The sequence below is a fragment of the Paenibacillus donghaensis genome (genome assembly GCF_002192415.1).
Lineage (GTDB): Bacteria > Bacillota > Bacilli > Paenibacillales > Paenibacillaceae > Paenibacillus_AQ > Paenibacillus_AQ donghaensis.
The window spans coordinates 7,418,119-7,430,537 of sequence record NZ_CP021780.1 but is presented as its reverse complement, the minus strand read 5'-3'; the positions used below and the strand labels follow the sequence as shown (position 1 = coordinate 7,430,537).

Below are 12,419 nucleotides of genomic sequence, written 5' to 3'. Positions count from 1 at the left end.
ATGAGAATCCAACGCAAAGCGGACGCCCGGTTGGACGTCCAGCTTCTACTATATATAATTACCCTTAAAGCAGATTCGAAGCTCCCATCAAAAAGCGGTCCACCTCACGCGCCGCCTGGCGCCCCTCGTTAATCGCCCATACCACCAGACTCTGTCCGCGTCGCATGTCTCCGGCGGCAAAGACGCCTTCTACACTTGTCGCTTGAAGGCCGAATTCCGCTTTGGCGCTGCCGCGCTCATCGCGCTCCACGCCCAGCTGGCCCAGCACGGTTTCCTCCGGTCCCGTGAAGCCCAGCGCCAGCAGCACCAGCTGTGCCTTCAGCACCTCGCCGCTGCCCGGAACCTCCACCGGCATGATCCGGCCGTCTTCGCTGCGCTGCCATTCCATGCGGACCGTGTGCAGCTCCTGCACATGCCCGCCATCATCGCCGACGAACTGTTTCGTCGACACAAGATAACGGCGCGGATCTTCCTTATACAAGGACGCCGCCTCTTCCTGGCCGTAGTCAACCTTCAGCACCTTCGGCCATTCCGGCCAAGGATTACCCGGCTGGCGCGTCAGTGGAGACTGTGGCATAATCTCCAGCTGGATTACGCTATTGCAGCCGTGGCGGATCGAGGTCGCCACGCAGTCTGTGCCGGTATCGCCGCCGCCGATAACTACTACGTCCTTGCCTGCCGCCGAGATGTATTCACCGTCAGCCAGATTCGAATCCAGCAGACTCTTCGTATTCAGCGTCAGGAATTCCATCGCCTGATGGATGCCGAGCAGCTCGCGGCCAGGCACCGTCAGATCACGGGCCTGCGTGGAACCGCCGCACAAGACCACGGCATCATGTCCTTCCTTCAGCTGCTGGGCAGAAATATCCTTGCCTATCTCTGTATTGGTAACAAATTCTACGCCTTCGGCCGCCAGCAGATCCACCCGGCGCTGAACAGTCTTTTTGTCCAGCTTCATGTTGGGAATCCCGTAGGTCAGCAACCCGCCGATCCGGTCAGCCCGTTCGTATACCGTTACAGAATGTCCAGCTTTGTTCAGCTGAGCGGCACAGGCAAGCCCTGCAGGTCCAGAACCTACAACGGCTACGCTTCGGCCGGTCCGCACCAGCGGCGGTTCCGGTACAATCCAGCCTTCGGCGAATCCCCGGTCCACGATGGCCTTCTCAATGGACTTGATCGTTACCGGGTTGCCATGCAGACCTACCGTACAAGCCCCTTCGCAAGGTGCCGGGCAGACCCGTCCGGTGAATTCCGGGAAATTATTCGTCTTATGCAGGCGTTTCAGTGCTACCTCCCAGTTGCCCTTGTAGACCATATCATTCCATTCCGGAATCAGATTGTGCAGCGGACAGCCCGAGGCCATGCCTGACAGCAGGCGTCCAACGTGGCAGAACGGTGTGCCGCAGTCCATACAGCGCGCGCCTTGCTCCCGCAGCTTCTCCTCATCCATCTTAACCGCAAATTCATTCCAGTTCTTAATCCGTGTCAATGGCTCGCATTCGGCCGGTGTCTCCCGCTGATATTCCAGAAATCCTGTCGCTTTACCCATACCTGTCATCCTCCGACTCTCTCTAATTGGCCGCCGAATACATCAAGGGCGGCATTCTTGCCCCACTTCGGCTCCAAAAGACAGTTACTCTCTGTCACCGACTGATTATTTGTCACTGTAAAGCAGCAAAGCAAGGAGCTATAACGAGGCGGATTTCCGCATCGTGTACAGGTCCCTGCCAGGTTCTATTGGGATTGAAATGACTATATAGTATCATCAATCCGCTATAGCCTAAATGAGTAATGTCACATTTTTAAATAAAATTCCGGGGATGAGACAGGCGGGTCTAAGAGTGCTCTTTTCCTTTAGCAACATTGTATATACCATTGAACACACCAAGCAGAATGGCGGTCACAGGGAATATCAACCAGTTAATCTCCCAGGATCCGAAGACGAAACCGCTGATCAGGAACACACAGACGGCCAGCGGCCAGACAATCGCTGCGATAGAACCCGTGACGCGATTCTCCTCTTTCTTCTCCTTGCTAAATTCACCCTCCTTGAGCAGGAAGCTGAAGCTTTCCTTGATATTCCCATAGTAGATGAACAGGAACACAGCCAGAGCAACCAGCGCAAGCAGCGCGACCACACCGTAAGTAGTGGAATTGTCGTTGATTACATTTTCAATAATGATCGGAACCGGACTAATTACGCACAAGCCTACGCCCATAATGAGCGACAGAGTATAGGTAGGGGCAAAAGCGCTGCTGCGCTGCTGAATCTCGGCCCGCAGGTAATGCGGCAGATTAAAGCTTTTGTGCAAATGGCTGTATCTCTCCATCATTGTGCCGCTGTATATGAACAAGCCAACCGCCAGAGCCACCAGCATAAGTAAAACTACAACGCCGACAATTCCTGCAGCGTCCTCGGTGAGAATCCCTTGAAGAAAGCCGGACTCGGCCAGCGAGCTGAGCAGAATGAGCAAGGCAACACCGCAGAAGATTAACACCACACCTAAACCTACGATGAAACCCGATTTCTTCTTGGCAGCCATATAGCTTCCTGTGTCCTCTGGTGCAAGCATGGGAGCGTCGCTCTCCCCATCATCCTCCACCGTTATTCCCAGCTCGGCGACCAGCTCATCAATATTGCCAAACTCCGAAATGACGATGCCTACGGCTTCATTCTCTGTGTTACCATTCTGCTTCAGTTCATGATATTTCTCCTCCATATTTCCCAGCAGATCCTGCTTCAGCTCCTGCATCTGCACTGTTCTCGGCAGAGCGGCAAACATATTATTTAAATAACTGATGATGGTATCCATTCTTCTCACAGCCCCTTAATAAATTTGTTCACTACTTCCTGTGTTATCAGCCACTCGGCACACTTCTCCTGATAATAGCGCAGGCCTTCCGGAGTGATGCGATAGTAGGTGCGTCTCTTCCCCAGCGTCTCATCCTTATAGAAGGAGTAGATATACCCATTCTTCTCCAGCCGGGCAAACGCGGAATAGAGGGTGGTTTCCTTCATGACATACTTCTCATCCGACAGCTTCCTGATATTCTTTGATATTTCATAACCGTAAGACTCGCCGTCCAAAAGCATATACAGAATAAATGTATCGTTATATCCGCGAATGACATCACTGCTGATCAAAGGTTGAACCTCCTACTTCATCTGTCGTACTACATCTGTCGTAGTAGTTGTATTGTAGCATGATTACTACGACAGGTACAGTAAAATAATCGCTCCCTCCCAAACCCTCCCCTCCAAGGGAGGGCCCCAAAGGGTTGCACCCTCTGGACTCCTGCAATTTTGGCGAATGAGTCTGGCGGTACAGTGTTTAGGAGGTTGGGCCGTTGGAGCGCTTATCCCTACGGGACCGCTTGGACGCTGCATGGGCCGGCCGGCTGTTCCTTCGGAATCCGCGAGATGCCGAGTTACTCACCCGGCTCTGATCCCACAGCGCGCCAATAGGAGGCTAAAAACAACAAAAGAAGACCTCTTACCAGGGGCCCTCGCTGCTATTTCAGATGTTTGCGGACTCAGGAGCCTCTATTTGCTGTAAAAATGCTATTTCTCTGACCTAACGGACCGAGGAGCCCTTAGTTCAGAGAAAACCCTCGGTTTAGATCCTGTTTTGACGACATAGAGGCTATGCGGTCTGTTAGAAAGTGGGCTGTCTAAAGTTCAATTGCTCGGAGGGTAGGGTGAAGGTAGACGGTCCGCATCATGTTCTCAATCCGCATCCCATTCTCAATTCACCTTCTGTAGCCTCGCAGGGTACTAAGCAGTAATTTCCCCCTATAGCTTCTTTCCATATTAGGCGAACTTAAGAATGAAGCGGCGAAATTATCATTAAGTCTAGCGGCATAGAAGGTTCAGATAACTCCGGATATAACCTCCTTAAGTTCACATTCTATAATGGTTCTACTGAGCTCAAGATAGAGGTAGAATCTCCTATAATTTCTTGCTCTATAGGATAAACTTAAGAATGGAGCAGAAGAGTTTCCAGAAAGCCTGCAGCACAGGGATTCCCGGCAACCCCGTATGTAACTTTCTTAAGTTCACGTTCTATCGGCTACATTTTAATCTGACAATAACAAAGAAGACTGTCCCTCAGGCAGATGACCCCCACCTTTAAGACAGTCTTATTCCGTACTCCTATTAACGCTAGCTTAGCCCGTCTAGGGCTGGACCGCCAGCACAACCATGCCGATCCCTTGTACGGTCAGCCGGTCTGCTTCGACGGCTGCCAGCTCTCCGCCCAGCAGCGGCTCCCACATGCCCAGCGGCGGCAGCTGAAGCGTTGCTCCGCCCTGCTTCGTGTTGTACACCACATACAGATGCTGTGATGGATCGCCTCCGGCATGATTGCGCAGGGTATACGCGACTGTACCCGCCGGTGCTTTCTCGAACATCAGCTTGTCGCGGATTTCGTCCCTACTACGCAGGCGGAAAGCCGGATGCGAACGGCGCAGCGCGATCAGCTGCTTCATGTACGCCACATCCTCCGTCCGGGCGGCGCATTGCTCCCAATCCAGCTGATTGATCGCTATCGGCGACTTAAAGCTGTTCTCCACGCCTTTTTTGGTGCGCATAAATTCCTGGCCGGCATGGATAAAGGCAATGCCCTGGCTGGTCAGCACCATCGCCGAAGCCAGTCGGTGCATCGCACGCCGCTGCTCTCCGGGCACGTGGGGGGTAGAGAGGACAATCTTATCCCATAACGTATGATTGTCGTGACATTCCACGAAATTGACGCATTGCTGCGGCTCCTCGGCGAACTGCCCGATCCCCTGGCTGTAGACGATGCCTCCGGCAATGCCGGACTTCACCGCCTGCTCCAGCCCGGAACGGCCGCTGATGAAGCCGGGCTGGTCTTCGATGAAGATATTGCCTTTGATGGCATCGCGGAAGTCGTCATTGAACTGGCCGATCCCCGGCAGAACATCGGCATTGCCCTGATTGGCCAGCCGCTCAAGCGGCAGCTCGGTTTCCATAATCCAGCCCTCCCCGATGGTCAGAATCGAAGGGTCCAGCTCATCCAGACGGCGGCGGATTTCCTGCATGGTGTCAATGTCGATAAGCCCCATCAGATCAAAGCGGAACCCGTCGATATGATATTCCTTGGCCCAATACAGGACGGATTCGACAATAAAACGGGACATCATCACCCGCTCGGTAGCCGCATCATTGCCGCAGCCGCAGCCGTTGGAGAGGCTGCCATCCGGCTTGTAGCGTAGATAATAGCCGGGAACAAGCTTGGTGAAGTTCACGCGGTAGCCATCGTATAGATGGTTGTACACCACATCCATGATGACACGCAGACCCCGGTCATGCAGCGCCTGGATCATCGACTTCAGCTCACGGATACGCAGACCGGGCAAATAAGGATCTGTAGCATAAGAGCCTTCAGGAGCATTGTAATTCTTCGGATCATAACCCCAGTTATAGTGCGGCTGGTCCAGCCTGGTCTCATCGACACTCTCGGTAGCATAATCGTAGAAGGGCAACAGCTGCACGTGGGTTACGCCCAGAGCAGCTATATGGTCCAGTCCGGTGGCCAAGCCACCCGGCCCCCGTGTGCCGGATTCGGCAAGGCCAAGGTATTGGCCCTTATGGGTAATGCCGCTAGCCGGATGAACCGATAAATCACGCAGGTGCAGCTCATAGATTACCGCATCCACAGGATGCGCAAACGGCGGTTTATCTTCCGTCCAGCGCAGCGGGTCTGTCTTGCGTAGATCAAGAATGGCTCCCCGGTCGCCGTTTACTCCTACAGCCCGTGCATAGGGATCAACTGCCTCATTCCATTGGTCGCCTATCCGCACTCGGTATGTATAGAATTTGCCCTCCAGATCACCTTCCACGCTGAGCCGCCAGGTCCCTCTGACATCACGGGCCATCGGCAGCCGGTGCACGGCCTCCCCGTCCCACGTATCATAGAGCAGAACCTCGGCTTGCAGCGAGGTAGGCGCCCATAAGCAAAAAGAGGAGCGGGCGGCAGTATAGGTCAGTCCCAGATCATCGCCGCCATAGCTGAACATGAGGTCAAAATCTTCAGCAAAAACTGATATTCCGCCTGTAGCTGCCGGGTCGCCATAATCAATCCGTTCTTTCATTTCCCTTTGTACGGACAACGCAATCGATCTCCTTTACCCCTTGATGATGAGTATTATAGTAGGTTTATGGCAGTAGTGCAAACGTTTGAATTTCGCCTGAGAATAGCACACACCAGCTGCAACAATAGCATAAACAGTCTATAGTTGATTTTGCGGAGATCTGTGCTAGACTCTAAAACCAAGGGCTCCTATGATCCGGCATCCCCCATACCCTGTTTCCATCATTCAGTCGACCATCAGGCAGGCTATCATTGTAATAATCCGGCGATTGGGTGCATAGGGGATGCGGCGTTCCCTGCCGGGTGTATACGTTCCGTTCTTATGCCGTATTCCGTTGTCCTGGACAATCAACACTGTGCCGGAGTGGTCCTCCCGCTCCTCATAGCCGACGCCCAGCACCCAATGATAATCATAGGCGAAGTTTCCCCGCCAGCGGAGGCCGGACCATTTATCGAACTTGATCGCAACCGGCCGCAAGCTGTCAATCTCCTCCATATATCTTGGCAGATTGTTAAACACGGAGATCACAGGCTTAGCCACCCTGGTTCCAGCGGACTTCGTAGCAAGATAAGACTTCAGGCCTCGAATGAATCCACGCACGCTCATTCCCCAAGGTCGACCTCCATGATGGCTGTACAGAGCATTGATGTGAGCCGCCTGGGACGAGTAGTGGCTTAACCCACGGATATACGTTCTCCCCCTGCCAGTATGCCAATACTCCGTCAGCGCCGCCAGGGTTGCCGGACCACAGGCGGAAGCGGGAGAGGTTACTCCCGGCTCCCACTGTGTGTAAGGCTTAACATCCAGCTTATTGCCCCGCGTTCGGTTAGCGGTCATAGAGACACCTTGTCCCGCAGCTGTTTCAGGATACGCTCAATTTCGGCAGATACGTAGGGCTTGCTGATGAAATCGTTCATGCCTACCGCCTCACACCGCTCACGGTCCTCAGGTCTGGCATACGCAGTCACGGCCACAATCATCGGTTGCTGCCCGGATGGCAGCTGTTCCCTGATTCTTGCAGCAGCCGTCAATCCGCTCATCACCGGCATCTGCACATCCATAAATACAAGATCATAACGGTTCTGCTGGACTTCCTGCAGTGCTTCCTGCCCGTTCTCCGCCAGATGGGCCTGGTAACCCCGCTTCTGCAGCAGAGTCAGCAGCAGCTTCTGGTTCACCGGATGGTCTTCGGCAATCAGGATGTTAAGCGGCCCGAACTTCGGTGCAGGCAGCTTAAGCGGCTCTGCCAGCAGCATCCCCTGAAGATCCGCAGCTTCCCGGCCTTGTCTTGAGACCTCTGGGGTGTCCATTCTCTCTTCCACGGCAGCTGCCAGCTCGTTGTTAACCAGATAAGCCTCTCCGTATTCCAGCGGCAGGGTGAAGTAGAAATTCGAGCCACTGCCCTCACTGCTCTCCACTCCGATGGCCCCGCCCATAAGCTCAACAAGCTTCTTGCAGATGGCCAGACCGAGGCCGGTGCCTCCGTATTTGCGGTTAATGGATGGATGCAGCTGCGAGAACGACTGAAACAGCTGGGGTTGCTTGCCCACGGGAATACCGATTCCCGTATCCTGTATATTAAACTTCAAGATCAGCTTCTTCGTGCTTGAACAATCTTCCTTCTCGATGTAGATCCGGACCTCGCCTGAGTCTGTGAACTTGACGGCATTGCTGACCAGGTTAACCAATATCTGACGCAATCTGGCCGCGTCGCTAATAATCAATTCCGGGACTCCGGCGTTCAAGCTGTAGGCCAGCTTAATATTCTTCTCGGCCGCTTTGGCCGCGAACAGCTCCAGCACACTGTCCATTACCGTAATCAGGCAGACGGGCTCCTGGAGAAGCGTCATTTTGCCGGCTTCAATCTTGCTGAAATCCAGAATTTCATTCAGAATGTACAGCAGTGAAGCGCTGCTCTCACTGATTATCTCTGCATAGCCGCGCTGTTCCTCGTTCAGCTCCGTCTCTGCCAGCAGATCGGTCATGCCTATAATCCCGTTCATCGGTGTCCGTAGCTCGTGGCTCATAATTGCCAGAAACTCGGACTTGGCCTGATCCGCTTTCTCTGCCGTTTCCTTGGCGCGAATAATTTCCTTCTCATCGGTAATATCACGGAAGACGACCACAGCCCCCTTGCGTTCTCCCTTGTCAAACAACGGCGTCACCTGACATTCAGCGAGGAAGCTGGAGCCGTCCTTGCGCCAGAGCACCGCATCCTTGCTGAGATAAGATACGCCGGAATTGATGGCCTGAATCAGCGGTGATTGCTCCGGCTCATAATGGATGCCGTCCAGCGCCGTCTGCTGGAAATAGCCCAGATAAGGATGGCCCATAATTTCGTTATACTCAAAATCAAGCATATACATGCCCGCCGGATTGATGAAGGTGACCTTGCCTTCTAAATCAAGCCCGAAGATTCCTTCCGAAACGGCATTGAGGATCAGCGTATATTCATTGCTCAGCTTCTCAATCTGTTCGGTGTAGCGGATCCGTTCGGTGATATCGCGGGAGATTCCATAGACGCCAACTACCTGCTCCTCAATAATTATCGGAATATTGGTGGTGTTAATCTCCACGAAATGCCCGTCTTTATGAATTAATGTCAGATCATAGTTCTGCGGACGCCCCTGACTGGCCAGTGTAAAATGGTGCTGGGTCTTGTCGACATCCTTCTTATGCACAAGCAGACCATAATACATCCCGATCAGCTCTTCCAGCGAATACCCGCTCAGCTTCTCCAGATTAGGGTTCGCCGTCAAGTATTCACCTTCCAGATTCATCGAATATACTGCGGATGGGTTGTATTCGAACAAGGATTTGTAGCGCTGCTCACTCTCCTGCAGCTTCGACTCGAATTGCTTGCGTTCCGTAATATCGCGTCCAACCGAAATAATCTCTACACCGCGCCCTTCCTCGTCATAGATATAGCGGCTGTTGGACTCAAACCAGGTGTAGCTGCCATCCTTGCGCCGGTAACGGTAGGAGATGGCGGGAATAATGCCGGAGTTGCGGGCCTGCTCCATAAGTTCCATCATGCGCTCGACATCCTCGGGGTGAAGATAATCATATGCGCTGGTTCCGACCATTTCCTCAGGCTCATAACCTAACAGAGTGCGGCTGGCCGGCGAGCAATATAAGAAGACGCTTGCGTCTATGGCCATGCGCGAGATCATGTCCAGCGAATTATCTGACATCAGTCTGAAATTGCGTTCGCTGACCCGCAGCTGCTGCTCCATCTGCTGGCGCTCAGTGACATCCTGCATCATGCCGATCAGCTTCACAGGCTGCTCATCCGGCCCTCTTACAACATCCCAATGGGAATGCACGGCCAGCGAGAAGCCGTCCGGCAGGGTCAGCCGATAAGCCGCTTCCCCGGATTCACCGTTAGTCATAGCCCGTTCTACAGCTCCGTTTACCTGATTCAGATCATCGGGGTGGACCAATTCCTGAAAAGTACTGTAATCCACATCCGTTGCCCCAAGGTTGTAGCGCAGCATCCGCTGCAGTTCCTCGGAGAATGAGATGCGATCCGTGGTCAGATCCCAAATCCACGAGCCGATCTTGGCCACACGCTGTGCTGTAGCGAGTGCTTCTTGGCTCTCCAGACGGGCCGTTACATTGCGACCAATGCCCATAATGCGCGTAACCTCATTCTGTTCATTGCGGATCAGCAGAAAAGAGTTCTCAAACCATAAGTAATGTCCGTCTTTGTGGCGCAACCTGCGGATAAAGGTATTCGTATAGAGGCGATCATCGGTTTGGTTTAATCCCTCGATATCGTCGGGATGGTAGAAGCACAGCCGATTCTTCCCAACCATCTCCTCCACTTGATAGCCAAGCAAGGAAATCACTGACGGAGAAATGAAGCTTAACGTGCCGTCGGGCAGAGTGAACGAGATTATGCTCTGGTCGTCTTTGATGAAAAGATTATATAAATCACGGCTGTCCACCGTTAACTGATCAGCAATCTTGCGGTCCGTAATATCTTCGGCATAGACCATAATGTAGGGGAACTGCAAGCCTTCTGAGCGCTCAAATGAAAGCGAGAGCCATACCGCACGCCCTGCCCCGTTCATCACACGCAGTTCCTTAACGAGATAATCGCCTGATGCCTTCAGGTCATCTTTAATCTGCTGGAAAGAGCTGCTTCCATGCCCTTCTGGCTGAAGGTTGGTATGATCAAGCAATGCCCCGGACAGAAATTCCGCTTCCGTGAACCCGAGAATATTGCAAAAGGCAGGATTGACCTTTATCCACCGTTCCCCTTCCGAAGCAAGTATTGCCATCCCTCCTGGGGACTTCATGAAGACTTGATCCAGAATGCTGCAGTTCTCAGCCAAGTTGTCCATTAACGCAAGGCCTCCTTCATCATGAGCCATGTCAAGCCAGCTCTTGGTTGTCCTATTATTCCAGTATACGATAAGAGAACGGAGGAAAGAAATCAGTTTGCTTTAAAATTAATTTGGGAATATTTAAATTGTAATTATTGACGCGTGGGCGGGCTTGTCCTATAGTAAAGACAAACTTATGTTCGTGACCTGTTACGCCGGAAGCACCCGTAACAAAGGCTATTTGCCTTTGCTGCGGGTGCTTTTTTTGTGTGCGTATTCAGTGTTACGGATATCCGAGGAGGAAATAAAGATGAATAAGCTTAAACCGCTCACCTTGCTGCTGTCACTCCTGCTGGCACTGATTTCCCTGCCCGAAACCTCTGCCGCAAGCGCAGTGGAACTGACCCCTGCTGTTCAGGCAGCCTTCGACCTGACAGCAGCAACGGCTGTTCCCACTGTACGTGCGAGGCTCAATGAAGCCTATGCTGAGCTAGCGGCTCTGAAGGGACAATACGATGACAGGGAGGAGCAGATCCGCAAGCTCCATTACAGCAACCAACAGGAGCTGATTGTCGTCCGCAAGCAGATCAAGGGCATCGACCTCGCCAAGGTCAGTCGTCTGGAGACCGTCTACGCCACCGCCAAGCAGAAATATCAGCCGCTGTTCGATCAATACAGCGCGCTGAATCGGCGGATCAGGCTGGTCAAAGGCCTGAAGGATAAGACCTTAAATGCGGTGCTCCGCTCCCAGGCAGATGCCATGAAGCTTCTTGTGCAGCTGGCCCGCGAGGATATCAGCGGCAAGCTGAGCCAGCTGAAGGCCGCCAAGGATGCACGCAGCAAGAAAGTGACGGCGGTCCGCCAAACGCTGGCTGGCATGGAAAGCCCGCAAATTTCAATTAAATCCCATAAAAGCACCGTCACAGCGCTGAACAAGCGCGTCTCTGCGGACTGGAGCGATTTCAAAGCCGCCATCCGCAAGCAGAATACCGTTCTGACCTCACAGTCCTTATCTTCACTGGTTTCAGGCTACCGCCAGATTGCCGCAAGCAAACAGAAAATCATTGAGCTGGAGCAAAAAGTGGCCGGTGTCATCAGCAGTGCCAAGAAACAGGCGGAAGCTTGAGGATTTATGGGGCAGCTGTTATTTAGACAATATTTTTACGCTTCAAATGCGCTCTGCGGTAGGCCATCACTTTGCGGTACATGCTCTTATCAGCCAACTGGTTGAAGATATACGGGTCAGGATTGGTGTTCACTTCAATAATCCACGGCGTCATCGAATGATCCAGCCCCACGTCCACGCCAATCTGGGTAAATGCGGGATATTTCTTGTGGTAGAAACGGCCGGTATCCTCTCCAAGCTTCTCCAGTCTGCGTATCAACTGCGCCTGCTGGGCGGCATTCAGATGCGGCGCCAGCAGCTTCTGGGCAGCAGTGGGCTTGCCGCCGGAGTGGTAGTTGGTAACAATTTTGCCGCGCTGTGCAACCCTGCCGATCAATCCCGTCGTTTCCCATTTGCCGCGTGGGCTGAGCTGGACCATAACCCGCAGATCAAACCGCCGTCCACTGTATTTCAACAACGAAATGCCTCTCTGGATCAGATAACTGCGTCCATGCGTGGATTTGTGCAGAGACAGATAGAAGGCTTCGAAGCTGCCAAAGGTTCTGACCTTGGTTCCACTCTGGTATTTATACCCAGCATGCTGGACTTCTCTCGTCTGTTCGACCCGCATCACACCATTGCCATAGGTTCCGCGTTCAGGCTTCACATACACCATCCCGTATTTCTGCAGCATTTGCTGCAGGTGGGTTCGGGTAAACCTTACCGTCTCCGGAATCAGTGGCGAAATTTCTGCGCTCCGCATGAGCACCTTGGTCTTAATCCACTTGCTGGTCAGTGCTGACTTTGCTTTTGTTCCCAATGTCCTCTCCCCTGTTCCTCATATAATCAACCCTGCTCTCCAACCTTAG

General features: G+C 53.0%; 8 protein-coding genes. 1 reads left to right on the top strand and 7 read right to left on the bottom strand.

Annotated elements, in window-relative coordinates:
* Nucleotides 1-64: 64 nt before the first annotated feature.
* The 6 genes from B9T62_RS33655 to B9T62_RS33630 form a co-directional block, all read right to left on the bottom strand.
* Complete coding sequence (locus tag B9T62_RS33655; RefSeq protein ID WP_087919231.1) at nucleotides 65-1,549, bottom strand: glutamate synthase subunit beta; 1,485 nt, start codon at nucleotides 1,547-1,549, stop codon at nucleotides 65-67.
* Between the two features lie 286 nt (nucleotides 1,550-1,835).
* Nucleotides 1,836-2,813: a permease prefix domain 1-containing protein gene (locus B9T62_RS33650; RefSeq protein WP_087919230.1), complete on the bottom strand. Its 978-nt coding sequence runs from the start codon at nucleotides 2,811-2,813 to the stop codon at nucleotides 1,836-1,838.
* Between the two features lie 5 nt (nucleotides 2,814-2,818).
* The gene (locus B9T62_RS33645) at nucleotides 2,819-3,145 is read right to left on the bottom strand and encodes a PadR family transcriptional regulator (protein ID WP_087919229.1); all 327 of its coding nucleotides are present in this window, start codon (nucleotides 3,143-3,145) and stop codon (nucleotides 2,819-2,821) included.
* A 1,031-nt stretch (nucleotides 3,146-4,176) separates the two neighbouring features.
* On the bottom strand, nucleotides 4,177-6,132 hold the full coding sequence (pulA, locus tag B9T62_RS33640) for a type I pullulanase (RefSeq protein ID WP_087919228.1): 1,956 nt from the start codon (nucleotides 6,130-6,132) through the stop codon (nucleotides 4,177-4,179).
* A gap of 207 nt (nucleotides 6,133-6,339) precedes the next feature.
* A complete protein-coding gene (locus tag B9T62_RS33635) occupies nucleotides 6,340-6,951 on the bottom strand; it encodes a C39 family peptidase (RefSeq protein WP_087919227.1) in 612 nt (203 codons plus the stop codon).
* Nucleotides 6,948-10,463 carry a PAS domain-containing hybrid sensor histidine kinase/response regulator gene (locus B9T62_RS33630; RefSeq protein WP_157794112.1) on the bottom strand — a complete coding sequence of 1,172 codons (3,516 nt, stop codon included), beginning with the start codon at nucleotides 10,461-10,463 and terminating at the stop codon, nucleotides 6,948-6,950. Before B9T62_RS33630 ends, B9T62_RS33635 begins: the two co-directional genes overlap by 4 nt.
* A 292-nt stretch (nucleotides 10,464-10,755) precedes the next feature.
* On the opposite strand from B9T62_RS33630, the gene B9T62_RS33625 reads away from it, so the two are divergent.
* The gene (locus tag B9T62_RS33625; RefSeq protein WP_087919226.1) at nucleotides 10,756-11,571 is read left to right on the top strand and encodes a hypothetical protein; all 816 of its coding nucleotides are present in this window, start codon (nucleotides 10,756-10,758) and stop codon (nucleotides 11,569-11,571) included.
* A gap of 22 nt (nucleotides 11,572-11,593) precedes the next feature.
* Here B9T62_RS33625 and B9T62_RS33620 read toward each other — a convergent pair whose 3' ends face one another.
* Complete coding sequence (locus tag B9T62_RS33620; protein WP_087919225.1) at nucleotides 11,594-12,370, bottom strand: YheC/YheD family protein; 777 nt, start codon at nucleotides 12,368-12,370, stop codon at nucleotides 11,594-11,596.
* Nucleotides 12,371-12,419: the final 49 nt, after the last annotated feature.